At 59.1% G+C, this 26299-nt stretch carries 19 protein-coding genes; 6 read left to right on the forward strand and 13 right to left on the reverse strand.

Annotated features, from left to right (window positions below):
* Position 1 precedes the first annotated feature (1 nt).
* The 5 genes from ACRAUW_RS01320 to ACRAUW_RS01340 are packed head-to-tail and all read right to left on the reverse strand — an operon-like array spanning position 2 to position 4800.
* Positions 2–1453, reverse strand: coding sequence for a VWA domain-containing protein (locus ACRAUW_RS01320; protein ID WP_431360854.1), 1452 nt, complete (start codon positions 1451–1453; stop codon positions 2–4).
* Positions 1444–2436 (reverse strand): VWA domain-containing protein, encoded by a 993-nt coding sequence (locus tag ACRAUW_RS01325; protein WP_431360855.1) that lies wholly within the window; start codon positions 2434–2436, stop codon positions 1444–1446. The genes ACRAUW_RS01320 and ACRAUW_RS01325 overlap by 10 nt, the downstream gene beginning before the upstream one ends.
* Positions 2433–2972 (reverse strand): DUF4381 domain-containing protein, encoded by a 540-nt coding sequence (locus tag ACRAUW_RS01330; protein ID WP_431360856.1) that lies wholly within the window; start codon positions 2970–2972, stop codon positions 2433–2435. Before ACRAUW_RS01330 ends, ACRAUW_RS01325 begins: the two co-directional genes overlap by 4 nt.
* A complete protein-coding gene (locus ACRAUW_RS01335; protein WP_431360857.1) occupies positions 2957–3859 on the reverse strand; it encodes a DUF58 domain-containing protein in 903 nt (300 codons plus the stop codon). Before ACRAUW_RS01335 ends, ACRAUW_RS01330 begins: the two co-directional genes overlap by 16 nt.
* On the reverse strand, positions 3850–4800 hold the full coding sequence (locus ACRAUW_RS01340) for an AAA family ATPase (RefSeq protein ID WP_431360858.1): 951 nt from the start codon (positions 4798–4800) through the stop codon (positions 3850–3852). Before ACRAUW_RS01340 ends, ACRAUW_RS01335 begins: the two co-directional genes overlap by 10 nt.
* A 182-nt stretch (positions 4801–4982) precedes the next feature.
* Between ACRAUW_RS01340 and fadI the strand changes: the two genes are divergently transcribed.
* Positions 4983–6293, forward strand: coding sequence for an acetyl-CoA C-acyltransferase FadI (gene fadI, locus ACRAUW_RS01345; protein ID WP_319888796.1), 1311 nt, complete (start codon positions 4983–4985; stop codon positions 6291–6293).
* Positions 6293–8440 carry a fatty acid oxidation complex subunit alpha FadJ gene (gene fadJ / locus ACRAUW_RS01350; protein WP_431360885.1) on the forward strand — a complete coding sequence of 716 codons (2148 nt, stop codon included), beginning with the start codon at positions 6293–6295 and terminating at the stop codon, positions 8438–8440. The genes fadI and fadJ overlap by 1 nt, the downstream gene beginning before the upstream one ends.
* 168 nt (positions 8441–8608) lie before the next feature.
* Here the strand turns inward: fadJ and ACRAUW_RS01355 are convergent, their stop codons facing one another.
* The 4 genes from ACRAUW_RS01355 to ACRAUW_RS01370 form a co-directional block, all read right to left on the reverse strand.
* Positions 8609–10129, reverse strand: coding sequence for a SpoVR family protein (locus ACRAUW_RS01355; protein ID WP_431360859.1), 1521 nt, complete (start codon positions 10127–10129; stop codon positions 8609–8611).
* Between the two features lie 9 nt (positions 10130–10138).
* A complete protein-coding gene (locus ACRAUW_RS01360) occupies positions 10139–11410 on the reverse strand; it encodes a YeaH/YhbH family protein (protein ID WP_431360860.1) in 1272 nt (423 codons plus the stop codon).
* A gap of 23 nt (positions 11411–11433) precedes the next feature.
* Entirely contained in the window at positions 11434–13356 is a 1923-nt protein-coding gene (locus ACRAUW_RS01365; RefSeq protein WP_005333223.1) for a PrkA family serine protein kinase, read from the reverse strand.
* A gap of 591 nt (positions 13357–13947) precedes the next feature.
* Complete coding sequence (locus tag ACRAUW_RS01370) at positions 13948–15864, reverse strand: RecQ family ATP-dependent DNA helicase (protein ID WP_431360861.1); 1917 nt, start codon at positions 15862–15864, stop codon at positions 13948–13950.
* A gap of 354 nt (positions 15865–16218) precedes the next feature.
* On the opposite strand from ACRAUW_RS01370, the gene sstT reads away from it, so the two are divergent.
* Positions 16219–17469, forward strand: coding sequence for a serine/threonine transporter SstT (sstT, locus tag ACRAUW_RS01375; RefSeq protein ID WP_431360862.1), 1251 nt, complete (start codon positions 16219–16221; stop codon positions 17467–17469).
* 493 nt (positions 17470–17962) lie between these two features.
* Here the strand turns inward: sstT and ACRAUW_RS01380 are convergent, their stop codons facing one another.
* The 3 genes from ACRAUW_RS01380 to pabB all read right to left on the reverse strand — a co-directional run bounded on the left by ACRAUW_RS01380 (position 17963) and on the right by pabB (position 21371).
* The gene (locus tag ACRAUW_RS01380; protein WP_431360863.1) at positions 17963–19261 is read right to left on the reverse strand and encodes a serine/threonine transporter; all 1299 of its coding nucleotides are present in this window, start codon (positions 19259–19261) and stop codon (positions 17963–17965) included.
* A 217-nt stretch (positions 19262–19478) separates the two neighbouring features.
* Positions 19479–20045 (reverse strand): CoA pyrophosphatase, encoded by a 567-nt coding sequence (locus ACRAUW_RS01385; protein WP_431360864.1) that lies wholly within the window; start codon positions 20043–20045, stop codon positions 19479–19481.
* Between the two features lie 42 nt (positions 20046–20087).
* The gene (gene pabB / locus ACRAUW_RS01390) at positions 20088–21371 is read right to left on the reverse strand and encodes an aminodeoxychorismate synthase component I (RefSeq protein ID WP_431360865.1); all 1284 of its coding nucleotides are present in this window, start codon (positions 21369–21371) and stop codon (positions 20088–20090) included.
* A gap of 294 nt (positions 21372–21665) precedes the next feature.
* On the opposite strand from pabB, the gene ACRAUW_RS01395 reads away from it, so the two are divergent.
* Positions 21666–23192 (forward strand): fumarate hydratase, encoded by a 1527-nt coding sequence (locus tag ACRAUW_RS01395; RefSeq protein WP_431360866.1) that lies wholly within the window; start codon positions 21666–21668, stop codon positions 23190–23192.
* A gap of 203 nt (positions 23193–23395) precedes the next feature.
* Here ACRAUW_RS01395 and ACRAUW_RS01400 read toward each other — a convergent pair whose 3' ends face one another.
* Complete coding sequence (locus ACRAUW_RS01400) at positions 23396–23974, reverse strand: PhnA domain-containing protein (RefSeq protein WP_431360867.1); 579 nt, start codon at positions 23972–23974, stop codon at positions 23396–23398.
* Between the two features lie 184 nt (positions 23975–24158).
* Between ACRAUW_RS01400 and ACRAUW_RS01405 the strand changes: the two genes are divergently transcribed.
* Complete coding sequence (locus tag ACRAUW_RS01405; protein ID WP_431360868.1) at positions 24159–25409, forward strand: methyltransferase; 1251 nt, start codon at positions 24159–24161, stop codon at positions 25407–25409.
* A 155-nt stretch (positions 25410–25564) separates the two neighbouring features.
* Complete coding sequence (locus ACRAUW_RS01410; protein WP_431360869.1) at positions 25565–26173, forward strand: histidine phosphatase family protein; 609 nt, start codon at positions 25565–25567, stop codon at positions 26171–26173.
* Positions 26174–26299: the final 126 nt, after the last annotated feature.

Consider the following 26299-nt stretch of genomic DNA (forward strand, 5'->3'; position numbering starts at 1 on the left):
GTCACCAGGACTCCTCCACCTTGATCAGATCCCGGCGCAGCGCCTCTTTGCGCAGCCGCTGCTCCAGCAGCAACACCGGGGGGGAGGGGGGCAGGGGCATTGCCGTCGCCTGCTGAGCTGCCGATGGTTCGTGCTGTTTGCTGCTGTTGGTGTCGAGAGCTGCGGCCGCTCCTCCCTGTAACAGTGAGAGGTTATAGAGCGCATCTTCATGGCCGGGTTCAAGCGCCAGAGCGGCCAGATAGGCCTCTTTGGCGGCCGCAAACTCCCCCAGTTGCAGCAGGGCATTGCCACGGTTGTAGTGGGCGGTGGCACTCGTCGCTTCCTGATAGGCTGAGATAGCTTGCCGGTAGGCACCAGCTCGATACCAGGCGTTGCCGCGCCAGACTGGATCGTTGAAGGTGCGGGCAGCCCGCTGAAAATCCCCCTCTTGATAAGCCTGCATCGCTTGCAGGTCTACCCTCTCTGCGGCTTGCAGGTCTTGTGGCGCAAGCAGCTGCGCTCCCACCATCAGCGCCATCATCAACCGTGCGCCGACTCTGGCCAGCAAGGCAAGCGGTAACAAGGGGATCAGCAACCAGGGGCCAAGATCCAGTGGCGCCGGGGTGAGGGCCGAGGTCGTGGTGGGCAGCGGTGCAAAGCGGGAGGCGTCGCTGCCAAGCCACTGCAGCTCACCACCGAGACGGTTGGCCAGAGCAGCAATGGCCTGACTATCGGGGGCGGGCAACTGAGCGGGCATGCGGGCGGCAAACCCCAACTCATTGGCCGGAATGGCGGGCATGGGGGCCGGTTGACCACTGCTGGCAAGCAGAATATCGAGGCGTGCCGACTGGGTGTCGCGGCAAAGAAGGCGTTGCTGGCAGGGCCACAGGGCGGCGATTTGGGTCATCTGATTCTGGGTGAGGTCGTCGGTGATCAGCAGCAGACGCGCTTGTTCTCCAGGGGCCAGCTGCTTCATGGCAAGTTCCACCGCCCGTGCCGGGTTGCTGCCCTGCAGAGGCATGATATCGGGGCGCAAGTCGGGCAGCAGCAGCGAAAGGGCCTGATGATCCCGGGTTGGCGGCATGGCGAGGTAGGCATCACCTGCGTAGAGGATCAGCGCAATGCGCTCGCCCTTGGCGCGGCTCAGCAGCTGCTGCAACTGCCATCTGACCCGGGTCGCCCGATCCGGTTTGAGGTCGGTGGCGGTCATCGAGCGTGACAAGTCGAGCAGCCAGATATCGAGCGGCGCCGCAGGCTGCTGTTGCAGCTCACCGCGCAGTGCCGGTCCGCTCAGGGCCAAAATGACGGGCAGGGTTGCCAGCCAGAGCCAGGGGCGCTGAGGACGGGAGGCTGGCAGCAGATAAGCCTGCATCGCAGGTGCGAGCAGCGGGGGCTGGCGACGGCGGCGCCATCCTTGCCAGAGCCAGGGGATGAGTGCGATCAGCCACAGGGGGCGGAGCAAGATCAGCTCCATCTGCGCGCGCCTCGTGTCAGCCAGCTACGCACCATGCGAAACTCCAGTCTGCCTTGCCCTGATGGCAGAAGCAGCAAGCCACAAAGCAGTGCCAACGGCCAGGGGTAGAGCTCGATCACCGGCTGGTACTGGGCAATCGGCATGGGGGCAGGTTCAAGGGCATTGAGAGTCGCGTTGATGGCATCGAGATCGCTTTGGGTGCGAGCCCGAAAGTAACGCCCCTGGCCTGTCTGGGCCAGCTCTTTTAGGAGTGGCTCGTCCAGTTCGCTGCTGGGATCGGCCTGACCGCTGCCTGCCTCATCATAGGGTTGGATAAAGGTATCGGGATCGGCCCCGACCCCCAGCGTGTAGATCCGTATTCCCTGCGCCGCGGCGAGTTTGGCCTCCTGCAGCGGGTCGGCATTGCCTGCGGTATTGCGGCCATCAGTGACCAGCAGCAGGGCGGTGGGGCGACCCGGATCCCCATGCTGACGTGCCAGCTGGATGGCTTCGCCAAGGGCGGTGGTTCGGCCGACCAGATCAAAATCGAGCTCGTCGCTCAAGGTCAACAGCGCCGGGATCTCCTGAGTGAGGGGAGAGAGCAGGTAGGCGTGATCGGCAAATACGATGAGGCCCACCCTGTCTCCGGCCCGTTTGGCGATCAGCGCCTTGATCTGCTGGCGCACCGCCGTCAACCGAGCTTGCTGCTCGCCGTTATCGAGCATATCAGGGGTGCGCATGCTGTCTGACAGATCCACCGCCAGCAGCAGATCCCGACTCCCCTCATATTGGATCACCGGTTCCCCCCACCACTGGGGGCGGCAGAGGGCGAGGATAAGGGCGCACCAGAGCAGCATGGCGCGCCAGAGCGGCAATCCGGCCTGAGGACGCAGCAGCGCAAACCCGGGGTGAGCCAGATAGCCGCGGCGCAGGGGCGGCAAGCCGAATCGCACCAGCAAGGGCAGCACCAGCGCCAGCGCAAACCAGGGCCAGGCCAGGATCATGGATGCCTCCGTGCGGCTTTACGCCCCGAGCGGGGAGAGCGTTGCAAGAAGAGGGTTTGACCCCAACGGCGATAATGTTGCCGAAGCTGTTCGCTCTGCTCGCTGCTCGGCTTCTGGCTGCCATAGAGCCAACTGCTCCAGTGAGGGGTGAACTGGCTGAAATCGCTGCCGCCGTGACGATCGACGAAGGCGAGCCACGCCTCTCCCTGCAACTGGCGCGCCTCGGGCCAGCGTTGTAGCGATTCGTGGCGCAGGGCCTCCTGTATGCGTGCCACCAGCAGTGCCGGATCTCCCTCCAGCTGACGACACCAGCGGCGATAACGTATCACCCTCTTGGCAATCAGGACGATCATCAGCAGAAGAAAACCGGCGATCAGGAGCCACAATAGCGCCTGCACTCTGGGATCAAGACTCTGTTCAATCAGATCCGGCCCCGGGTGGATGTCTCGCATCAGGGCGGCCAGCGGCGGAGTGATGGCGTCGGAGGCGGGACTGGCGCTGTCGAGTTCGGCGGGCGAGATCATCCCTGATGACATAACCCCTCCTGCCACTGCTGTTGCAGCGTCTGGCTGTTATCGAGCAGATAGAGGCGCTGCACCAATGGCAACAGCAACTGTTTGCCGTGGGCCAGCTGTTGCTCGGCGGCATGCCGGTAGCGCAGGGAGAAACCGGTATGGCTCCCATCCAGCCAGCCCTGATAGTGCTGCCCTGGCCGATCGATGGCCACTGGCAGCTGGCCGTCAGGAGGAAGGGCTGCCTCGAGGGGGTCACGGATCTGCCAATAGTGAATATCGTGGCGGCGGGAGAGCTGCTGCAACTGTTGGCAGAGCGCCGACTCGCAGGGTCTGTGATCGGTGATGATCGTCAGCTTGGCTCCGTGAGGCAGCTTCACGCCGGACAAGGTGTCGGCCAGCGAGTGAGAAAGCGCCCGGCGGGCCAGCCCTTGCTGATAGTGATGGCAGAGGGATTCGAGCAGGGGCAGCACGCTGCCGCGCTGGCTCTGGTGATGGGGGATAAGCCCGTGGCAGATCAGGGTGTTGTGCTGCTTCTCCCCTTGCCAGATCAAGGCTGCTGCCAGCTCGCACCCCAGACGCGCCTTGAGCTGCAGCGTGGAGCCGAAATACATGGCGGGAGAGAGATCGAGCAGTAGCCAGTGCGCCTGATCGAGCTCCTCGCTATAGAGGCGGGTATAGGGACGACCGAGGCGTGCGGTCACTCGCCAGTCGATATGGCGTACCTCGTCACCCGCCTGATAGGCGCGCAGCTCCCGAAACGTGAGTCCGGGAGAGCGGCCCGTTTTGCCGCGTTCGCTGCTGCTTCTGCCCGCGTGAGGTGGCTTCCTGGCCTTGGCCCAGAGCCGGATATTGAGCAGCCGTGGTAGCGACAGGGCGATATCGGGATGCAGATCGGGTTCTAGGGACATGGCACCCGATCCAGCAGTTGGGCGATCAGGATATCGTTATCCAGATTGTCGGCCAGTGCCTGATAGCTGGGAATAAGGCGGTGGCGCAGCACCGGATAGGCTTGCAGCTGGATATCTTCCGGCAGCACATAATCTCGTCCGGCAAGCCAGGCTCGGGCGCGGGCGGAGCGAGCCAGCCCCAGCGTAGCCCGAGGGCTGGCCCCCACGGCAATCAATGGTTCAAGGGCCGGGCAAAGACCACTGCCCGGGCGAGTGGCGCAGACCAGCTCCACCAGATAGTGCTCCAGTCGGCTTTGCATGGTCACCGCCAGCACTTCGCTGCGGGCATGCTGCAAGCTGGTCTGACTCAGGGTCACTGGCGCCGCGCCAAGTTGTTCGCCGCTGGCGTTGAGCTGCAAGATGGCGAGCTCCATCGTGGGGCTCGGGTAATCCACCATCAGCTTGAGCAGAAAGCGGTCTAGCTGCGCCTCTGGCAGGGGATAGGTTCCCTCCTGCTCGATAGGGTTCTGGGTGGCGGCCACCATAAAGAGGGGGGGCAGTCGCCAGCTCTTTTTGCCCACGGTGATCTGGTGTTCGGCCATGGCTTCAAGTAGCGCTGATTGCACCTTGGCCGGTGCCCGGTTGATCTCGTCCGCCAGCACCAGATGGTTGAAGAGGGGGCCTGGCTGGAAAACAAAACTGGCATCCTGCGGGTGAAACACCTCGCTGCCGGTGAGATCGGCGGGAAGCAGATCGGGGGTAAACTGGATACGGGCAAAGCGTCCCTCGACGGCGCCGGCGAGCGCCTTGACGGCGCGGGTTTTGGCCAGTCCGGGGGCCCCTTCGATTAACACATGTCCTTCACATAACAGGGCAATCAGGAGCCCTTCTATTAGCTCCTCCTGTCCCAGGATCTGACTGCCAAGATAGTTCCTAAGTGCTCTGAACTCGGCTGCTGCCATGCGATAAACCCGTTGTTTTTATGGAAGTTGATCTTTTTATACTCCAGTTGCTTCCCAAGGGCGAGCAAAGGGGCCTTGCCGTGCTTAATTTAGTTTCAATCAGCTGTATGAAACTTGTGATTGGATTGTTAAGATGTGGCGCAATGAGGTCAGACCTCTGCCTTTTAAACCAAGGAGCCAGGATGAAACAGCCATTGAAACTGACGACTCGCCAGGGCGAACGGATTGCCGTCGTGGCGGGGCTGCGTACCCCCTTTGCCAAGCAGGCTACCGCCTTTCATGGCGTGCCAGCAGTCGATCTCGGCAAACTGGTGGTGAGCGAGATGCTTGCCCGTACCGATCTCGACCCCACGCTTATCGACCAGCTGGTGTTTGGTCAGGTGGTTCAGATGCCGGAAGCCCCCAATATTGCCCGCGAGATCGTGCTCGGTACCGGCATGAGCGTCAATACCGATGCCTATAGCGTCTCCCGCGCCTGCGCCACCAGCTTTCAGGCGGTGGCCAACGTCACCGAATCCATCATGGCCGGTACCGTAGACATCGCCATCGCTGGCGGCGCTGACTCCTCTTCCGTGCTGCCCATCGGGGTGAGCAAGAAGCTGGCCCGCGCCCTGGTGGATCTCAACAAGGCGCGCAATCTGCAGCAGCGCTTCAATATTCTGCGCCAGTTGCGGGTCAAGGATCTGCTGCCGGTGCCGCCTGCGGTGGCGGAATACTCGACTGGCCTCTCCATGGGGCAGACCGCCGAGCAGATGGCCAAGAGTCACCAGATCAGCCGCGAAGCGCAAGATGCGCTGGCGCATCGCTCCCACACCCTGGCCGCGCAGGCTTGGGCTGATGGCAAGCTCAGCGGTGAGGTGTTTACCGCCCATGTACCGCCCTACAAATCACCGCTGGAGCGGGACAACAATATCCGTGAAAGCTCGGACTTGGCGAGCTACGCCAAGCTCAAGCCGGTGTTTGACCGGGTTCATGGCACAGTTACTGCTGCTAATGCCACCCCGCTCACTGACGGCGCCGCTGCCGTTCTGTTGATGCGGGAAGGTCGGGCGAAAGAGCTGGGCCTCGAACCGTTGGGTTATATCCGCAGCTTCGCCTTCTCGGCCATCGATGTCTGGCAAGACATGCTGATGGGCCCCTCCTATGCCACGCCGCTGGCGCTGGACCGCGCCGGTATCACCCTCAGCGATCTGACCCTGATCGACATGCACGAAGCCTTTGCCGCCCAGACGCTGGCCAACCTCAAAATGTTTGCCAGTGCCGATTTTGCCCGCGACAAGCTTGGTCGCGATCAGGCCATCGGCGAGGTGGACATGGAGAAGTTCAACGTCCTCGGTGGTTCGCTGGCCTATGGCCACCCCTTTGCCGCGACCGGTGCGCGGATGATCACCCAGACCCTGCATGAGCTGCGTCGTCGCGGCGGGGGACTGGGGCTCAACACCGCCTGTGCGGCGGGTGGATTGGGCGTGGCTATGGTGTTGGAGGTTGAATGATGAGCGCTAAGACTTTTTCCCTGGATGTTCGCAAAGATGGCATCGGTATCCTCACCATGGATGTGCCGGGCGAGAGCATGAATACCCTCAAGGCCGCCTTTGTGGAGGAGATCCGCTCCGTACTGGCCGAGGTGAAACGCAACAAGGATTTGATCGGTTTGGTGATCACCTCCGGCAAGAAGGACTCCTTCATCGCCGGCGCTGACATCACCATGCTGGCCGCCTGCACCAGTGCCAAGGATGCCGAGACCCTGTCGCGAGAAGGGCAGGAGATTTTCGCCGAGATCGAGGGCCTGACCATTCCGGTGATCGCCGCCATTCACGGCCCTTGCCTCGGTGGCGGGTTGGAGCTGGCGCTGGCCTGTCATGGCCGGGTGGTGACCGAGCACGGTAAAACCGTGCTGGGATTGCCGGAAGTGCAGCTCGGCCTGCTACCGGGCTCTGGCGGTACCCAGCGTCTTCCGCGCCTCATCGGGGTGGCCAAGGCGCTGGATCTGATGCTGACCGGCAAGCAGGTGCGGGCCAAACAAGCCAAGAAATTGGGGCTGGTGGACGATGTGGTGCCGCCGTCAATTTTGCTGGATGCTGCCATCAAGCTGGCCAAGAAGGGCAAACCGCGCCATCAGTTGAAACGGGATCTGCAGGGCAAGGTGCTGGAGACCAACAAGCTGGGTCGCAAGGTGCTGTTCGATCAGGCCAGCAAGGGGGTGAAAGCCAAGACTCGCGGCAACTACCCGGCGCCGGAGCGGATCCTCGAGGTAGTGCGCATCGGCGTGGAGGAGGGGATGAAGGCCGGTCTGGCCGCCGAATCCCGCCACTTTGGCGAGCTGGTGATGACAGCCGAGTCTGCCGCCCTGCGTTCCATCTTCTTTGCCACCACCGAGATGAAGAAAGAGGTCACCTATCAGGGGGCCGAGCCGCGCAAGGTGGCCCATGCCGCCGTGCTGGGCGGTGGTCTGATGGGGGGCGGCATTGCGTTCGTCACCGCTACCAAGGCGGGCGTGCCGGTGCGGATCAAGGATGTGGCAAGCGCCGGGATCGGCAATGCCATGCGCTACAGCTACGACATTCTGGCCAAGAAGCTCAAGCGCCGTCACATCTTGCGCAGCGAATTGGAAAAGCAGATGAGCCTGTTGACCGGTACCCTCGACTACTCCGGTTTTCACCGGGTGGACATGGTGGTAGAGGCGGTGTTTGAAGATCTCAATCTCAAACACCAGATGGTGAAGGACGTGGAGCGTGAGTGCGGTGAACACACCGTATTTGCTTCCAACACCTCTTCCTTGCCCATTAACCAGATTGCGGCAGAGGCGGCGCACCCGGAGCGAGTCGTGGGGCTGCACTACTTCAGCCCGGTGGACAAGATGCCGCTGGCGGAGATCATCCCCCACGCTGGTACCAGTGCCGAGACGGTCGCCACCACTCTGGCCTTTGCCCGTGCTCAGGGTAAAACGCCTATTGTGGTGAAGGACGAAGCCGGTTTCTACGTCAACCGCATCCTGGCGCCCTACATGAATGAAGCGGCGCGACTGGTGCTGGAAGGGGAGCCGGTGGAGGTGCTGGATAGCGCGCTGCTGGACTTTGGCTTCCCGGTTGGCCCCATCACCTTGCTCGATGAGGTGGGGATCGATGTGGGCGCCAAGATCTCCCCCATTCTCGAGAAAGAGCTCGGCGGCGAGCAGTTCCAAGCGCCCAAGGCGTTCGACAAGCTGCTGCAAAACGATCGCAAGGGACGCAAGAATGGCAAGGGCTTCTACCTCTATGGCAAGGCGGCACCGCGTAACAAGCTGACCGGCAAAGAGGGCAAGAAGACGGTGGACGAGAGCGTCTATGGCGTGCTCGGCATCAAGCCTTCTGCCAAGCTGGCCCGTCAGGAGATCGCCGAGCGCTGCGTGTTGCTGATGCTCAACGAAGCGGCCATGGCGCTGGATAGCGGTGTGGTGGCGTCGGCCCGTGATGGCGATATCGGCGCCATCTTCGGCATCGGTTTCCCGCCTTTCCTTGGCGGCCCGTTCCGTTATATGGACACGCTCGGGATCGATCATCTGGTTGGCCGTCTGGAGTATTACCAGAAGCGCCACGGCGACCGGTTCGCCCCCTGTGCCCGTCTCAAGGCGATGGCCGCAGAGCAGCAGACCTTCTACTGATAACCGCTGCAGAGTGACCGCAAGACAGAGAGGCCCGCACACCATGCGGGCCTCTTTCTATATTGTGGTTTGTTCGGGTTATTCAGGTGGTGCTGCGATGATGCAGGCAGAGGCTAAGGCCGAAAAAACGGCCCACCGAAGTGGGCCGTCGAGATATCACGTCACGGGTTAGATCCCCGGTTTGCGCTCCGGGCAACGACCTATGATATCGGGTGGCAACTCGCCGTTATCCTGCTCCAGCACTACATCAAACCCCCACAGCTGATGCAGGTGTTTGAGCACCTCATGGCGAGAGTCGCCAAGGGGGATGCGGTTGTGGGGTACATAGCGAAGGGTGAGGGAGCGATCCCCCTTCACGGCGACGTTGTAGACCTGAATATTGGGTTCCAGATTGCTGAGGTTGTACTGGGCCGAGAGAGTATTGCGCACTTGACGGTACCCCTCGTCATTGTGGATGGCGGAGACCTTCAGATAGTTCTTCAGATCGTCGTCATCAATGGCGAACAGCTTCATATCCCGCATCACTTTGGGACTGAGGAACTGGCTGATAAAGCTCTCGTCCTTGAAGTTCTGCATGGCAAAGTGGAGGGTTTCGACCCAGTTGCTGCCGGCATAGTCGGGGAACCAGTATCTATCTTCCTCGGTCGGGTTCTCGCAGATGCGGCGCAGGTCGGTAAACATGGCAAACCCCAGCGCATAAGGGTTGATCCCCGAGTAGTAGCGACTGTTGTAAGCCGGTTGATAGACCACATTGGTGTGGCTGTGGAGCACCTCCATCATGAAGCGATCGCTCAGCTTGCCCTCGTCATAGAGGTGGTTGAGGATGGTGTAGTGCCAGAAGGTGGCCCATCCCTCGTTCATCACCTGGGTCTGCTTTTGCGGATAGAAATACTGGCTGATCTTGCGCACGATGCGCACCACTTCCCGCTGCCAGGGCTCCAGCAAGGGGGCATTCTTCTCGATAAAGTAGAGAATGTTCTCCTGGGGCTCTGCGGGGTAGCGCCTGTCCTCCACTCCCGCGGCTTTATGCTGTTTGGGCAGGGTTCGCCACAGCTCGTTGACCTGAGTCTGCAGATAATCTTCCCGCGCCTTCTGGCGCCGCTTCTCCTCGGCCATGGAGATCTTCTGGGGACGCTTGTAGCGATCCACCCCGAAGTTCATCAGGGCATGGCAGGAGTCGAGCAACTGCTCCACCGCCTCGATACCGTGCTTCTCTTCACACTGGGTGATGTAGTTCTTGGCGAACAACAGGTAGTCGATGATGGAAGAGGCATCGGTCCATGCCTTGAACAGGTAGTTGTTCTTGAAGAAGGAGTTATGACCGTAGCAGGCGTGGGCCATCACCAGCGCCTGCATCGGCACGGTGTTCTCCTCCATCAGGTAGGCGATGCAGGGATCGGAATTGATGACGATCTCGTAGGCCAGCCCCATCTGGCCGCGCTTGTAGTTGCGCTCGGTATGGATAAAGCGCTTGCCGAACGACCAGTGTTGATAGCCGATGGGCATGCCGACGCTGGAGTAGGCATCCATCATCTGCTCGGCGGTGATCACCTCGATCTGGTTGGGGTAGGTATCCAGCTTGTAGAAACGGGCGACCCGGGCGATCTCCTGGTGATAGGTCTCCAGCAGATCGAAGTTCCAGTCTGGTCCGTCATCCAGTGGCGCTACACGTTTTTCAGTTTCGATCATGTGACCTCCTCACGCCGCTTGTTTCTTGAACAACTCGCGGAACACCGGATAGATATCCTCGACTTTACGAATGTGCTCCATCGCAAAGTGGGGGAACTGGCTGGCTACCGACTCATATTCGTGCCACAGGGTCTGGTGGGCACGAGTGGTGATCTCGATGTAGGAGTAGTACCTCACCCTTGGCATGATGTCCCGCGCCAGGATCTCCCTGCACTGTGGTGAGTCATCAGCCCAGTTGTCACCATCCGACGCCTGCGCCGCATAGATGTTCCACTGGTTGGCGGGGTAACGCTCGTTGATGATGTCATTCATCATCTTGAGGGCGCTGGAGACGATGGTGCCGCCTGTCTCCTGGGAGTAGAAGAACTCGTGCTCGTCTACTTCCTTGGCCTGGGTGTGGTGGCGGATATAGACCACCTCGACGTTCTTGTAGGTCCGGCTCAGGAACAGATAGAGCAGGATATAGAAACGCTTGGCCATCTCCTTGGTGGCCTGATCCATGGAGCCCGATACGTCCATCAGACAGAACATCACCGCCTGGCTGGAGGGGACGGGCCGTTTGACGAAGTTGTTGAACTTGAGATCGAAAGTGTCAATAAACGGCACCGCATCGATCCGTCGTTTCAGCTCCCTGATCTCCTTCTCGAGCAGGGCTATTTCGGCAAAGTGCTCGTTGGGATCGGTGGTCAGCAGGGCCAGCCGATCTTCCAGTTCATGCAGTTGGCGTTTCTTGCCAGCTTGCAGCGCCATGCGACGTGCCAGCGAATTTTGCAGGGAACGCACCACGTTGATGTTGGCGGGCACCCCGTTTGAGGTGTAGCCCGCCCGATAGGTTTTGACCTCCATCAGCTGATTGAGCTGGGTTTTCTGCAGCCTGGGCAGCTCCAGATCTTCAAACAGCAGATCGAGATACTCATCCTTGGAGATCTGGAACACGAAATCATCGGCCCCTTCACCCTGATTGGATGCCTGCCCCTCGCCGGAACCCTGTCCACCGCCCCCTCCTTTGGGACGGTCAATCTTGTCGCCGGAGATGAACTGATCATTGCCGGGATGCACCATCTCCCGTTTACCGCCTTGCCCCTGATGGAAATGGGGTTCACCGATATCCTTGGTCGGGATGCTGATGCTCTCGCCCTTGTCTACGTCCTGAATGCTGCGCTTGGATACAGCATCCGAGACCGCTTGTTTTATCTGCTTCTTGTAGCGGCGGATGAAGCGCTGCCGATTGACAGCGCTTTTGTTTTTGCCGTTGAGCCTGCGGTCGATAAAATGCGCCATAACTCCCCCTTGAACAGTCAGGGTCAGGATGACTTGCGTACCCTGAGATACCATTCGGAGAGCAGTCGCACCTGTTTGCGGGTGTAGCCTTTCTCCATCATCCGTTCGACAAAGTTATCGTGCTTCTTCTGCTCCTCGGCCGAGGTTTTGCTGTTGAAGGAGATAACCGGCAGCAGCTCTTCCGTGTTGGAGAACATCTTCTTCTCGATCACGGTGCGCAGCTTCTCGTAACTGGTCCAGTTGGGGTTACGGCCTGCATTGTTGGCCCGGGCACGCAGCACGAAGTTGACGATTTCGTTGCGGAAATCTTTCGGGTTGCTGATCCCGGCAGGTTTTTCGATCTTCTCCAGCTCGCTGTTGAGGGATGCTCTGTCAAACAGCTGGCCGGTTTCAGGGTCACGGTACTCCTGATCCTGGATCCAGAAGTCGGCGTAGGTGACGTAGCGATCGAAGATGTTCTGACCGTACTCGGAGTAGGACTCGAGATAGGCGGTCTGGATCTCCTTGCCGATGAACTCCACATAACGCGGAGTCAGATAACCCTTGATGAACTCAAGGTAGCGATCGTGCAGCTCTTGCGGGAACTGTTCGCGCTCGATCTGCTGCTCCAGCACATAGAAGAGGTGTACCGGGTTGGCGGCCACTTCCGCGTGGTCGAAGTTGAAGACGCGGGAGAGGATCTTGAACGCAAAACGGGTAGAAAGACCATTCATCCCCTCGTCCACACCGGCGTAGTCGCGATACTCCTGATAGCTCTTCGCCTTGGGATCGGTGTCTTTCAGGCTTTCGCCATCATAGACCCGCATCTTGGAGTAGATGCTGGAGTTTTCCGGCTCTTTCAACCGTGACAGTACCGAGAATTGGCCCAGCAGCTCGAGGGTGCCCGGAGCGCATTTGGCCTCGGTCAATTCGCTGTTGATCAGCAGCTTCTCGTAGATCTTCACCTCTTCCGAGACGCGCAGGCAGTAAGGCACCTTGACGATGTAGACCCGGTCGAGGAAGGCCTCGTTGTTCTTGTTGTTGCGGAACTGCTGCCACTCGGATTCGTTGGAGTGGGCCAGCAGAATGCCGTCAAAGGGGAGGGCGGAGAGCCCTTCGGTACCGTTGTAGTTACCCTCCTGGGTTGCTGTCAGCAGCGGGTGCAGCACCTTGATGGGGGCCTTGAACATCTCCACAAACTCCATCACCCCCTGGTTCGCTTTACACAGTGCACCTGAGTAGGAGTAGGCATCGGCATCATCCTGGGCGAAGTGCTCCAGCATGCGGATGTCGACCTTGCCGACCAGTGAGGAGATATCCTGGTTGTTGTCATCACCGGGTTCCGTTTTGGCGATGGCAATCTGATCGAGGATGGAGGGGTTGACCTTCTCCACCTTGAACTTGGTGATGTCGCCGCCAAACTCGTGCAGGCGTTTGGCCACCCAGGGGGACATGATGGGACGCAGATAACGGCGTGGGATGCCGTACTCTTTTTCCAGGATTTCCCCATCCTCTTCGATGTCGAACAGACAGAAGGGGTGATCGTTGACCGGTGAGCCCTTGATACGATAGATGGGCACCTTCTGCATCAGGGATTTGAGTTTCTCTGCCAGCGAGGATTTACCGCCGCCAACGGGGCCCAGCAGATAGAGGATCTGTTTCTTCTCCTCCAGCCCCTGGGCGGAGTGTTTGAGGTAGGAGACGATCTGTTCGATAGCCTCTTCCATCCCGTAGAAATCCTTGAAGGCGGGATAGCGTGCCACGACGCGGTTGGAGAAGAGTCGGCTCAGTCTGGGGTTGGCTGAGGTGTCTACCATCTCCGGCTCACCGATGGCGGTCAGCAGACGTTCGGCTGCGGAGGCGTAGCAGGCTTTATCCTGCTTACACATATCCAGGAACTCCTGGATGGTATATTCCTCTTCTCTCGCTTTTTCATATCGCTGTTGGTAATGCTCGAATATGCCCATAACTTTGCCCTCGTTATAGTCGCTTACCCTGAAAAAAGTGGATGACTGCTTTTGTGTTGTGCGCTTTTAAAGCCTAGTCAACAGACTCCAGTAATCCATCACGGTTGATAGGTTAAATTCTGAAGAAACCTGCCCGATCCTTGTGCGGGGAGGGTCAGTCAACAACACCGCTATGTTACTGACTGTTAAATTATTTTTGCCACGATAGTGAGGTAAATGTCAAAGACATAAAAAATAAATGTTTATGGGAAAGAGGGAACTTATTGCGAAAAGATTAAGGGGTTTGACGAAAGGCAATGGGGCTGCGGGTTGGCGGGGTTATGGATGAGATTATCATTACGTGAACGTCAACGTAAATCACTTTGTTTGGAGTTTTGGCTCTAATTTTTACATTGACGCTACATTTTGGGTGCCCTAGATTGGCGATGTGTGAGCAGCAAGATGCTTTAGCAAGAGAGTTGACTGTTGCCTCACCAAGCTCTGTTTAAGCACGTTTCCGTTGGCTTGACCCTCGCAACCGCGAGGGTCTTCTTTTTCTGCGTCTGTAAACGCTTGTTTCTGCTGGTGGCTATTGACGCCGCCAGCACTCATCTAGCAAGGGTAGGCTTGTTGCACCGCTGTCAGGACGCGGGCAAACGGGTACGCGGCCAACTGGCCTGCACCCGCCAGCGATTTGGCTTTGACCCGGCTGGTCAGCGGGGTGGTGATGCCGCACAGGAAACGGGCCAGAACACGAGCATCCACGGAACCGGTTTTGGCAATCAGCGGATCGCACCAGGCGCGGATCCCCGCCTCGTTTGGCATGGTCAGTGAGGGCAGGGGAGGGAGATGTGCCACCTCGCCGCGACAAACCGAACAGTGGCCACAATGAACCGGCGCCACCTCATCGGCAAAATAGCGGGCGAGGCGGTGGCTCAGGCACTCACTTGAGGTGAAAAAGTCGAGCATGGCTTGCAGTCTGGCCAGCTCGCTCTGCTCTTTTTGCAGGAACAGGGCGTGCAGGGCTTTTGCTTCCTGCTCGTTGTCCCACCCCTGACGGGTGATCCGGTAGACCTCGGTCATCTGTTTGCTTTCAAGCTCGATCCAGCCTTGCTGCTGCAGGTAGTCGAGCGCCGCAACGGCCCGCTGTCGCTCCCCCTGATAGCTCTGCCAGAGGGCGTCAAAGTCCATGGTGCACCAGCTGCGCGCTTGCGGGGCGCAGGCGAACAGCTGCTCCAGAAACTGACGGCGATCCGGATTGAAGCGGCTCACTATCTCGCGTTTATCCAGCACAAACTTGAAGCGGTAGTCGGCGTAGTAGCTGTAGGCCGGGGTGATGATGCCCGCCATCTCCAGATAGACCAGCAGGGTTTTAAGGGGCAACTGACGGATATTGGTGTCGTTGGAGAGGCGCAGCAGGGTGAATTCCCACTCGCTCCCGTTCTGCTTGATGAGGGCAAGGAGCTGGAGGATGGCACTCAAATCCGGCGTATCGCCGTAGACGAAGTTTTCCAGCACCGGCAGCTGGCTCTGGTTGGCCAGCACGATACAGCGCGATGGTTGGCCATCTCGTCCGGCGCGGCCAATCTCTTGGCTGTAGTTCTCGATGGATTTGGGCAGATCGTAGTGAATGACCCGCCGGATATCCGCTTTGTCGATCCCCATGCCAAAGGCGATGGTAGCGACGATGCAGTCCACCTTGCCCGCCATGAAGTCGTGCTGGATCTGGCTGCGCAGCGCCGAGTCGAGTCCGGCATGATAGGCGCGGGCGTTGATCCCTTCTCTAATGAGTTGCTCGGCACAGGCTTCGGCGGTGTGCTGCAAGGTGACGTAGACGATGGTGGGGGCCGCCGGATCGTTGGCCAACTCCCGCGCGAGCCAGCTATCCCGCGCGTCGGGCGCCAGGGGAATGGCCGCCAGATCAAGATTGGAGCGGTAGAAACCGGTGACCACAACCTCCTCCGGTTCGATGCCGAATTTGGTCTGCATATCCTGAATAACCGCTGGTGTGGCGGTGGCCGTCAGCAGCAACACCTGCGGGATCTTCAGGTCATGGCGATAGCTCGGCAGCTTGAGGTAGTCGGGGCGAAAGTTGTGGCCCCACTCCGAGATACAGTGCGCCTCATCGACGACCAGCAGCGAGAGCGGCACTTGCTGGATAAAGCGGCGAAAACGCTCGTTCTTGAGCCGTTCCACCGAAATCATCAGGATCTTGAGTTGGCCATCCAGCGCCTGCTGCATCACTCGTCGGCTCTCCTCCGGGCTCTGGCTTGAGTCGAGGGTGGCGGCGCTTATTCCCTTGCTTTTGAGGAAGGCGAGTTGATCGTGCATCAGCGCCAGCAGCGGCGAGATCACCAGGGTCAGGTGAGGCAGGGCGAGGGCAGGCAGTTGATAACAGAGGGACTTGCCGGAGCCGGTGGGAAAGATGGCGGCGGCACTCTGACCAGCTAGCACCCGGCTGATCACCGCCTCCTGACCTGGCCTGAGTGCGGAGAAACCAAAATATTGGTTGAGCAGGGACGGGATCATGGCAAGGCTCCGCAGCAAATGGGGGATGATAGCACAGCAACGCCGGTCACGGATGGCACAGTATTGCTTGTCAAGTTGATGACAGCGCGTGTCGATAAAACGTACAAAAATGGGTGTTTGTGCCAAGGTTAGGATTTTGTTGCGGCTTTTTGTGGTTAAAGCGGGATATTTTTTGGTGGATCTCTGGAAAAAAAAGATGGCGGATGGGATATTCCCACATGCAATCCGATGACTGGTGGATCGGCTCGACAGAAGGCTGGCCCCAGGCACCCTATTCGGGCGACAGGGTCTCCCTATGGGGGATTGCAGACAGGACTCATGTTTCATGCACCAAGGTGCTTAGGGATTTTTTTGATGACACAACAACACCCCCTTATCAGACTGGTCAATAGCACCAGTCTGGTCAGCCAGATCCTGGTTGGTCTGGTATTTGGTATCTTGCTGGCACTGTTTGCGCCCGAGTGGGCGAAAACGGCAGGTCTGCTCGGCAGCCTGTTTGTTGGCGCACTGAAAGCGGTGGCGCCGCTGCTGGTATTCGTACTGGTCATGGCTGCCATCATTGGCCACAAGCAGGGTCAGAAGACCAATATTCGCCCGCTGCTGGCTCTCTACCTTTTTGGTACCTTCTCTGCGGCCGCGGTCGCGGTGATTGCCAGCTTCCTCTTCCCCTCCAACCTCCATCTGGTGGCCAATACTGCCGAGATCACTCCGCCGGGCGGGATCACCGAGGTACTGCAGACGCTGCTGTTTAATGTGGTGACCAACCCGGTCAAGGCGCTGATGGATGCCAACTATATCGGTATTCTGGCGTGGGCTATCGGTCTGGGTATCGCCATGCGTCATGCCAACGAGAGCACCAAGGCGCTGATCACTGACCTGTCTCACGGTGTCTCCGCCATCGTGAAAGCGGTGATCCGCTGCGCACCGCTCGGGATCCTGGGCCTGGTTGCCTCCACCCTGGCCGAAACCGGTTTTGATGCCCTGTTTGGCTATGCCCAATTGCTGCTAGTGCTGATCGGTTGCATGCTGTTTATCGCCTTCGTGATCAACCCGCTGATCGTCTTCTGGAAGATCAAGCGCAACCCCTATCCGCTGGTAATGACCTGCCTCAAGGAGAGTGGTGTGACGGCGTTCTTTACCCGCAGCTCGGCCGCCAACATTCCGGTCAACATGGCGCTGTGTGAAAAACTGCGTCTGCCGGAAGATACCTATGCAGTCTCCATCCCGCTGGGTGCCACCATCAATATGGCCGGTGCGGCCATTACCATCACAGTGCTGGCCATGGCGGCGGTACATACCTTGGGGATGGAAGTGGACATGGCAACCGCTGTGCTGCTCTCCGTGGTTGCCACCATCAGTGCCTGTGGCGCCTCCGGTGTCGCCGGCGGCTCCTTGCTGCTGATCCCGTTGGCCTGTAGCCTGTTTGGCATCAGCAACGACATCGCCATGCAGGTGGTGGCCGTCGGCTTTATCATCGGCGTGTTGCAGGATTCTGCCGAGACAGCGCTGAACAGCTCCACCGACGTGCTGTTTACCGCCGCAGCTTGCATGGCCGAAGATGAAACCTTGCTGGAACCTTCCGCGCTGCCCGGCAGCGAGGCGTGAGTTGCAGCGCGCGTTTAACATCAAGATAATGTTCGCCCTCTTCGGAGGGCGTTTTTTTGACCTCTTTGCCCCCTGTGCTGGTTCATTGGCCGTTCTGTGCGTCACCTGACACATCCCCCTCTGTGAATAGCACTCTGCCGCCATCGTTGGCCACACACCTGTGTAGCCTGCCCGGCTCTGAACCGCAGGGCGTGATAGTCATGGTATGTTCCGAATATGAAGAGAATGCTGCGTTTCCCACGAACGATGATGGCTGGTTGCGGCAGATTAACCCGCCTATCAGGCTCGCCATCATGGAGAGCGAGAGAGGGGGATGTTAAGCAGATAGCATGAGGAGGCATGGTGAAATCCCCGGCATGTTGAGTCATGACGCGAGTGTGCAGTAAGACAAAACAGCACGGAAGAGTCACAACGGAGGGAGGCACAGATTGCAAGGATAAAAAAGCCAGCCGAGTGTTCGGCTGGCTTTTTGCTATCAGTGGCAGGTGGGGGATTAACCGACCAGCTGATAGAGGATGGCGGAGATGGCGATCATCCCCATCACAGCGACAAATACGTTGCTGATATGGCCCTGATACTTCGCCATGGCCGGTACGCGCTTGATGGCGTACATCGGCATGATGAACAGGATGGTGGCGATGATCGGGCCGCCCAGCGATTCAATCATGCCCAGGATGGAGGGGTTGGCAATGGCGGTGCCCCACAGGGTCAGAATAAAGAAGGCGATGATGAACACCTCGACTTTCTTGGCGTTTGGCTCTTTGCCTGATTGGCGCATGTTCTGCACGATCATCCCCTTCAGACCTTCACGGGCACCCAGATAGTGACCGAAGAAGGAGGAGACGATGGCGACGAACGCAACCAGTGGACCGAAGTAGGAGATGACGGGGCTGGCGTGCTGGTTGGCCAGATAGGAGAGCACGGCGATGTTCTGGGCTTTGGCTTCAGCCAGCTGAGCCGGTGTCAGGCTCATGACGCAGGAGAAGACGAAGAACATCACGAAGCCCAGCAGCACTATGGCGGTACGTTTGAGGATGGCATCGGCCTTCTCGACCGCCTGATCACCGTGGTCGCGGCGCTGGGCCAGCGAGAAGCTGGAGATGGCCGGGCTGTGGTTGAAGGAGAAGACCAGCACCGGGATGGTCAGCCACAGGGTAGTGGCGAAATCCTTGGCAGAGGGCACTTGCTCCAGCGCGGCACCGGTCCAGTCCGGGATCAGGTACAAAGAGATACCGGCCAGAATGGCGATCAGCGGATAAACCAGCAGCTCGGTCACTTTCAGCATCAGCTTTTCACCGGCCAGCATCACCGACATCATGCCCATGATCAGTACGATGGAGAGGAGCCAGCGCGGCGGGGCACTCATCTGCAGCTGGTTGACTATAAAGCTTTCAACGGTGTTGGTGATACCCACCCCGTAGATCAGCACGATGGGGTAGATGGCGAAGAAGTAGAGCAGGGTGATTAATTTCCCGGCACCCACGCCAAAGTGCTCTTCCACCACTTCGGTGATGTCTGCGTTTGGCTTTTTGGAGGAGAGCACGAAGCGGGCCAGACCACGGTGTGCCAGATAGGTCATGGGGCCAACCAGTAGCGCCATCACCACCAGCGGCCAGAACCCTCCCATACCCGCGTTGATCGGCAGGAACAGGATCCCCGCACCAACGGCGGTTCCGAACAGACTGATGACCCAGGTAGAGTCACGTTTTTCCCAACGAGTAGCTTGAGTAGAGCAGGTCCCTTGCTCTGTTGGTGACGCAACTCCCTGCGTGCCAGAGACTGTGTTTGACATCTATCCAACCCCCGAATGTGTGGTTCTTGTTAAGTCGGGGCAAGGATACGGTTTTTTTAATCAAAAATGTTGATCAAATTCACCTTTACGGGATGAAAAACCACACTTTCTTGTTGGAATGTGATCAAAACAAGAAATAATCAATAATTGTTTATCAATCGATACGTTATTTTAGTGTTGCAGAGCAAATGTTGTTCTGGCCGACGCAGGTAACTTGTCATCTCGCAAGATGCTGGGCAAGCTGGTGGATCATGCTGGCGGTAGCCCCCCAGATAAAGTGCTGGTGCCAGGAGATCCAGTAGAGGGTGTGCGGTTTTCCCCCTCTGACAATGGTCAGGGGGAGGTGGTTGCGCCGATCCAGCAGATGAGTCAAGGGTACTTCGAAGGCGTACTCCACCTCATCCGCATTCGGGATGAGGGGATAGTTGCCATCGAGCAGCCCCAGCACCGGCAGTACCTCGAATCGTGACACCGTATTGAGCGGATTGAGGGTGCCGATCACTTCAATAAGCCGAGGCGGAATGCCTAGCTCCTCTTCGGTTTCCCGCAGTGCGGTGGCAATGAGGTTTTCGTCGCCGGGATCCTGCCGCCCGCCGGGAAAGCTGATCTGCCCCCCATGATGGCGCAGCCGGGGGCTGCGCCGGGTCAATAATACGCTGAGCCCCTTATCGCGCATCACCACCGGGATCAACACCGCCGCCGGACTGAGCCCGCCAATGGCGAGGCGATGGGCCGGGGCGGGTTGCTGCAACTGGAAGCGGGTCAGCAGTTCGTTGCGATCCATGGCGGTGAGCTCTCCTGTGCGTTGGCCTGACAGTGGGGAGGGTTACAGCGCTGACAGCGGCGGCAGGATGCGCGCAACCTTGTCATAGGTCTCCTGATATTCGCTGTCGGCATCGGAGTCGGCGATGATACCCCCACCGGCCCAGCAGTGCAGGCGACCCGCTTCGGCGATCAGGGTGCGAATGCAGATGCTGGTGTCTATTCTGCCATGCTGGCTGAGATAGCCGATACTGCCGCAGTAGGCATTGCGGCGCTGGGGTTCCAGCTCCTCGATGATCTCCATGGCGCGGATCTTGGGGGCGCCCGTGATGGAGCCGCCCGGGAAGCAGGCGCGCAGCAGATCCACTCCTTGCCATTGCTTGTCCAGCTCCCCATGGATCGTCGAGACCAGATGATGCACCGCCGGAAATGACTCCACCCTAAAGAGATGGGGCACGCTGACGGAACCCGGCCGGCTGACCCGGCCGATGTCGTTGCGCAGCAGATCAACGATCATCAGATTCTCAGATCTGTCTTTGTCTGACCCTGACAATTCGTGAGCGATCTCCTGATCAGTTGCGGGATCGGGGTGGCGTGCGCGAGTCCCCTTGATAGGCTTGGTCTCGATATGGCGGCCATCGAGCAGCAGAAACCGCTCGGGAGAGAGGCTCAGCAGCGCACTGCCCGGCAGGCGGATAAAGGCTGAGAAGGGGGCCTTGTTGGCGGTTGCCAGCAGGCAATAGGCCTGCCACTCATCCCCCTGATAGGGGGCGCTGAAACGTTGTGTCAGGTTGATCTGGTAGCAATCCCCAGCGGCGAGGTATTCCTGGATGCGGGCAAATTTTTTACCATACTCGACGCGGCTTATATTGCTCTGCCACGCCCCCAGCAAGGCAAATGCGGGGGCCGGTTTGGTCTGTTGCTGTTCAAGCCAGGTCAGCCGTCTGGCAAGGCCCTCCGCATCCCCCCAGTGCACCAGTTGCCAGTCGCCGGTCGCCACATTGCGCAGTAACGCCCAGTCGTAGATGCCCACCGCCATGTCTGGCACTGCGATATCCGCGGCGGCCTGCACAGGCAGTCGCTCGAAGCGGCGGCCGAGATCATAGCCAAACAGGCCGAGGGCGCCGCCAATAAAAGGAAGGCGAGTGGCGAACAGATCCAGTTTCCCCAGCAGCTGTTGCTGAGTGCGAGCCAGCAGGGCGAGGGGCTCCTCATGGTGTTCGCTGCTCTCGCCATGCCGGGTAATCGTGGTGATTTGGTCGCGGGTCTCGAGGGTCGCCAACGGATCGGCGCTGATGATATCAAAGCCGTTGTCGGCACCGAGTGGCCCCGCCGATTCCAGCAACATGGCCCACGGCTGATGTTGCAGGCGGGCAAAAAGCTGATGGAGTTCAGCACTATGGTCTAGATGATAGATATGAAGTGTTGGCGTCATTTTATGTTACACAGGCAACAGTTTGGTTCCCGAACCCTAGTCGGTGCTGGTGGGCAAGCGTATCATAGGTGTCGGTGACTTAAGAAAAAACTGCCGTGTCGTTCGTTTTTTGCTGGTTGATAGTTTTTAGCCAGCACGTCAGCACGGCCCATCATATGGAAGCCCTTGCCCTGCTCCGTGGCAGAGACAAGGACCAGTGAGGATGATATGAGCATTATAAAAAAACAGGATTTCATCGATTCTATCGCAGATGCCCTCCAGTACATCTCCTATTACCACCCGTTGGATTTTGTTCAGGCTGCCAAAGCGGCGTATGACCGTGAGGCCAACCCGGCCGCCAAAGATGCGCTGGCCCAGATCCTGATCAACTCCCGCATGTCCGCCGAAGGTCATCGTCCGCTCTGCCAGGACACCGGCATCGTGACCTGTTTCGTCAAGATCGGCATGCAAGTCCAGTGGGACAGCGACATGACAGTGCAGGAGATGGTGGACGAAGGGACCCGTCGTGCCTACACCAATCCTGACAACCCGCTGCGCGCCTCCGTGCTGGCCGATCCGGCCGGCAGTCGCAAAAACACCAAAGACAACGCCCCTGCCGTGGTCCATATCGATATGATCCCCGGCAACAAGGTGGAAGTGAGCATCGCGGCCAAAGGCGGCGGCTCCGAGAACAAATCCAAGATGGTGATGCTCAACCCCTCTGACGATATCATCGAGTGGGTGCTGAAAACCGTGCCGACCATGGGGGCAGGCTGGTGCCCACCCGGCATGCTGGGCATCGGCATCGGCGGTACTGCCGAGAAAGCGGCGGTGCTGGCCAAAGAGGCCCTGATGGAGCACATCGACATTCAGGCGCTGATCGCCCGTGGCCCGCAAACCACCGAAGAGAAGCTGCGGGTCGAGCTCTACGACAAGGTCAACAAGCTGGGGATCGGTGCCCAGGGTCTGGGCGGCCTGACTACCGTGCTGGATGTGAAGGTGAAATCTGCCCCGACTCACGCTGCCTCCAAGCCGGTGGTGATGATCCCCAACTGCGCCGCCACCCGTCACGTTCACTTCGAACTGGATGGCTCTGGCCCCGCCGAACTGACCCCGCCGAAACTGAGTGACTGGCCGGAGATCACCCGTGAAGCGGGTGGCAACGTGCGCCGCGTCAACGTCGATGGCATCACCAAGGCCGAGCTGGCCAGCTGGAAGAGCGGTGATACCGTGCTGCTTTCCGGCAAGATCCTCACCGGTCGCGACGCCGCCCACAAGCGCATCGCCGACATGCTGAAAAATGGCGAAGGGCTGCCGGAAGGGGTCGATTTCACCAACCGCTTTATCTATTACGTTGGCCCGGTCGATGCGGTGCGTGACGAAGTGGTTGGCCCGGCGGGCCCCACCACCTCCACCCGGATGGACAAGTTCACCGACATGATGCTGGGTGACACCGGTCTTATCGGCATGATCGGCAAATCTGAGCGTGGCCCGAAAACCGTCGAGAGCATCAAGCAGCACAAGGCCGTCTATCTGATGGCCGTCGGTGGCGCAGCCTATCTGGTGGCCAAGGCTATCAAGAAGGCGCGCGTGGTAGCCTTTGCCGATCTCGGCATGGAAGCGATCTACGAGTTTGAAGTGGAAGATATGCCGGTGACCGTTGCGGTCGATTCCGAAGGCAACAACATCCACGAAACCGGCCCGGCCTACTGGTCGGCCAAGATTGCCGAGCTGGACGGCAAACTCTCCTCCTGAGTGACCGTTTCCGCTGCCGGTTAACGGCATCGGCCATGTAAACAAGGCGCGTCCATCCGGATGCGCCTTTTTGCTTTGGCTGGCCTGTTATGGGCTCAAGTTGGCCGTTTGCGGCCAGCAGTTATAAAAAAGGATGGCGTGACGCCATCCTTTTTCGTTGTGCTTGTGCACTGGCAGTAGACAGCAGAGCAATCGCCCTTTGCTTAGGCCTTTTTCAGGTAGGCCGCAACCAGTACGATCTGCACGCCGTTGACCTTGCCTTCGATATGGAGCGGGTTGTTGGTCAGACGGATGCCCTTGACCAGAGTGCCGCGCTTGGCGGTGAAACCGGCGCCTTTCACGTCCAGATCCTTGATCAGGGTGACGGAGTCGCCCTCTTGCAGCACGGCGCCGTTGGAGTCAACGGTCGGTACGCTGTCATCATCTTCGTCAACCAGTCCCGCTTCGGCCCAGGCCTTGGTCTCTTCTTCCATGTACATCATGTCCAGCAGATCCTGAGCCCACACCTCACCCTTGCCGGAGAGTGCTTTCAGCTGGCGCCATGCCATCACCTGCACCGCAGGCACCTGGCTCCACATGCTGTCGCTCAGGCAACGCCAGTGGTTGACCACCAGGGTATCCGGTTGTTCCAGCTGACCACGGCAGGTGTCACAGATAGCAACGTTGTGATCATCGTCGCTGGCGAGGGAGTGAGGCACCACGAAGGCGGTCAGCGCCTGCTCGGCGCTGCACAGTTCACACTTGGCGCCCGCGCGCGCTTGCAGAATGGCGTTGATGGTCATGTTGTTGGTCCCATAGCTAGTGGTAAAGCGACCCGCATCGGGCGGGGCGCGTGAAAGAGGGGGCGGAATATAGCATAAAAGCCCGCATTTTGTCAGGTCTGCCCTGGCTCACAAGGTTGGCTGTGCTGTTGCGCGGCGCTGATCGTCAGGTATTGAGAGTGCAATTTGAAGCGGGATCGCTAGAATGAGCCTCCTTTTTGACTGCAAGGCAGGGGCATTCGTGCTGGCTCAACGTTTTCAACAACTGGATCGACTGCTCACCCGCTACCGACGTTGGTGGCAATATCAGCCATATCATCATCTGACCATGGCCTTTGCCGATGAGGCGCCCGAACTGGCGGCACTGCTCAATGGGCTGACCCTTGCCCAGTTGGCGGAGCTCGATGCGGATATGGATGCACTCAGCACGCTGCTTGCCCCCTGGATTGCCGAGGGTGCCGAGTTGCAGCAGTTGAGCCAACTAGCCCAATTTACCCCGGAGCCCATCACCTGCAGCAAGGAGATGGCGCTACATATGCCGGGGCGCAAGCAGGCCCAGATCGAGTCGTTCACCGCCTGTCTGCCGGCCCATCAGGGCCCCTATCTGGAGTGGTGTGCCGGTAAGGGCCACCTTGGGCGGTTGGTATCACTTCATCGACAGGCTCCGATCCTCAGTCTGGAGTTGCAAGAGCAGCTTTGTGACGAAGGTCGGCTGCTGGCCGAGCGGGATGGCGCCAATATGACCTTTACCTGCGCCGATGCCTTTGCCCCCGAATCGGCGGCGCGGATCGCCCCAGAACATCACGCTATGGCACTCCATGCCTGCGGCGAGTTGCACACCCATCTGCTGGAGCGGGTGGCCGAGCGCGGTGCCAGCGGCGTGACTATCTCTCCCTGCTGCTACCACCTGATCCGTACCAGCCACTATCGCCCGCTGTCGGCCGCGGCCAGTGCCAGCGAGCTGGTGTTGATCAAGGCGGATCTCAAGTTGCCGCTACAGGAGACGGTGACTGGCGGCGCGCGGATCACCCGCTTGCGCGAGCAGGAGGTGGTGTGGCGACTCGCCTTTGATTGTCTGCAACGGGAAGTGCGCGGGGTCGATGAGTATCTGCCGGTACCCAACATGCAAAAGAGCCTGCTGACCGGCAGTTTCGCTGCATTTTGCGACTGGGCTGCCGAGCGCAAGGGGATTGTGCTGCCCGTCGGGCTCGACTATCTCGCCTGGTTGGAACACGGGGAGCGCCGCTTTGGTGATGTCGCCCGCATGGAGCTGGTGCGCCACCTGTTTCGCCGTCCCCTCGAGATCTGGCTGGCGCTGGATCGCGCGCTCTTTTTGCAAGAGCAGGGCTATCGGGTCGAAGTGGGGGAGTTTTGTGCCAAGCCGATGACGCCGCGCAATATCCTGATCCGTGCCGTTCGCACTGGACATCCGGCTATTTTTGAGCATTTTTCTTGAATATTGATGATGGTTGACTGGCTGAGCGTGTCAGCCATTTTTTTCTTAGCGAATAATGAGTGGGTGGAGATTGTCCTCTCCTTATCCGAAAGGGAATTAGCTTGCAGCTTTAACCAAGAAACCGAAAACAAAAAAACAGGATAGAGGAGTGCACCATGGAACTGGTGGTGATCCGCCATGCAGAGACGCAGGCCAATGCGGAAGGGCGTTATCAAGGCTCGCTGGATATCGGGCTCAATAACGATGGCGTTCGCCAGATCTCCCGGCTGGCTGAGCAGGTAGCAGTGACACTACCACCGTTTGATCGGCTACTGGCATCCCCTCTGCTGCGAACAAGAGAGAGCGCTGCCATCTTGTCTCGTCAGTTGGGGTTGCCTGTGGAGCTTGTGCCATCTTTTCGTGAGCGGGATGTCGGTCAGTTTGAAGGGCTAACGCAGGTAGAGGCAAGAACACGCTATCCCGAACTGTGGGCGCGCAATATCACCCGGCGCTGGGCTGAAACTCCTCCCGGTGGTGAAACCATTGATGAGGTGATTGCCCGGGTCTCGCAGGGACTCACGGAACTTACTTCGACCATGCAAGGGGAGCGGGTATTGCTGGTGGCGCATGGTGTAGTCGCCAAGGTGATCCGCGCCGTCACGATTGCCGGATTTGATGACTTCTTTGAGTGGCAATTGCCCAACGGCAGTATGCTGTCGGTGAGGCTCTCTCTGGCGGATGGAGGCCCACAGCGCTTTAGCCGCCCCCTTGATGGTTGTGATTGAAAAGTGCACCAAAAGCAGGACGAAAAAAAGCGCAACCGAAGAGAGTAGCGCTGTCTTTTGTATTCGTTGCGGTTGGTTATCTCTGCAGGCACAGGTTAGCGATGTCACCAGAGAGCAGGGGCGTGC

Source organism: Aeromonas sp., assembly GCF_050633025.1.
In the GTDB taxonomy this organism is placed as follows: Bacteria; Pseudomonadota; Gammaproteobacteria; order Enterobacterales; family Aeromonadaceae; genus Aeromonas.

What these genes read in the sequence shown, in the direction of transcription:
- ACRAUW_RS01400 (WP_431360867.1), bottom strand. Translation starts at nt 23,974, where the DNA reads ATGACCATCAACGCCATTCTGCAAGCGCGCGCGGGCGCCAAGTGTGAA.
- pabB (WP_431360865.1), bottom strand. Translation starts at nt 21,371, where the DNA reads ATGTTGCTGGAATCGGCGGGGCCACTCGGTGCCGACAACGGCTTTGAT.
- ACRAUW_RS01365 (WP_005333223.1), bottom strand. Translation starts at nt 13,356, where the DNA reads ATGGGCATATTCGAGCATTACCAACAGCGATATGAAAAAGCGAGAGAA.
- sstT (WP_431360862.1), top strand. Translation starts at nt 16,219, where the DNA reads ATGACACAACAACACCCCCTTATCAGACTGGTCAATAGCACCAGTCTG.
- ACRAUW_RS01330 (WP_431360856.1), bottom strand. Translation starts at nt 2,972, where the DNA reads ATGTCATCAGGGATGATCTCGCCCGCCGAACTCGACAGCGCCAGTCCC.
- fadI (WP_319888796.1), top strand. Translation starts at nt 4,983, where the DNA reads ATGAAACAGCCATTGAAACTGACGACTCGCCAGGGCGAACGGATTGCC.
- ACRAUW_RS01405 (WP_431360868.1), top strand. Translation starts at nt 24,159, where the DNA reads ATGAGCCTCCTTTTTGACTGCAAGGCAGGGGCATTCGTGCTGGCTCAA.
- ACRAUW_RS01380 (WP_431360863.1), bottom strand. Translation starts at nt 19,261, where the DNA reads ATGTCAAACACAGTCTCTGGCACGCAGGGAGTTGCGTCACCAACAGAG.
- ACRAUW_RS01395 (WP_431360866.1), top strand. Translation starts at nt 21,666, where the DNA reads ATGAGCATTATAAAAAAACAGGATTTCATCGATTCTATCGCAGATGCC.
- ACRAUW_RS01325 (WP_431360855.1), bottom strand. Translation starts at nt 2,436, where the DNA reads ATGATCCTGGCCTGGCCCTGGTTTGCGCTGGCGCTGGTGCTGCCCTTG.
- ACRAUW_RS01335 (WP_431360857.1), bottom strand. Translation starts at nt 3,859, where the DNA reads ATGTCCCTAGAACCCGATCTGCATCCCGATATCGCCCTGTCGCTACCA.
- ACRAUW_RS01340 (WP_431360858.1), bottom strand. Translation starts at nt 4,800, where the DNA reads ATGGCAGCAGCCGAGTTCAGAGCACTTAGGAACTATCTTGGCAGTCAG.
- ACRAUW_RS01320 (WP_431360854.1), bottom strand. Translation starts at nt 1,453, where the DNA reads ATGGAGCTGATCTTGCTCCGCCCCCTGTGGCTGATCGCACTCATCCCC.
- fadJ (WP_431360885.1), top strand. Translation starts at nt 6,293, where the DNA reads ATGAGCGCTAAGACTTTTTCCCTGGATGTTCGCAAAGATGGCATCGGT.
- ACRAUW_RS01370 (WP_431360861.1), bottom strand. Translation starts at nt 15,864, where the DNA reads ATGATCCCGTCCCTGCTCAACCAATATTTTGGTTTCTCCGCACTCAGG.
- ACRAUW_RS01355 (WP_431360859.1), bottom strand. Translation starts at nt 10,129, where the DNA reads ATGATCGAAACTGAAAAACGTGTAGCGCCACTGGATGACGGACCAGAC.
- ACRAUW_RS01360 (WP_431360860.1), bottom strand. Translation starts at nt 11,410, where the DNA reads ATGGCGCATTTTATCGACCGCAGGCTCAACGGCAAAAACAAAAGCGCT.
- ACRAUW_RS01410 (WP_431360869.1), top strand. Translation starts at nt 25,565, where the DNA reads ATGGAACTGGTGGTGATCCGCCATGCAGAGACGCAGGCCAATGCGGAA.
- ACRAUW_RS01385 (WP_431360864.1), bottom strand. Translation starts at nt 20,045, where the DNA reads ATGGATCGCAACGAACTGCTGACCCGCTTCCAGTTGCAGCAACCCGCC.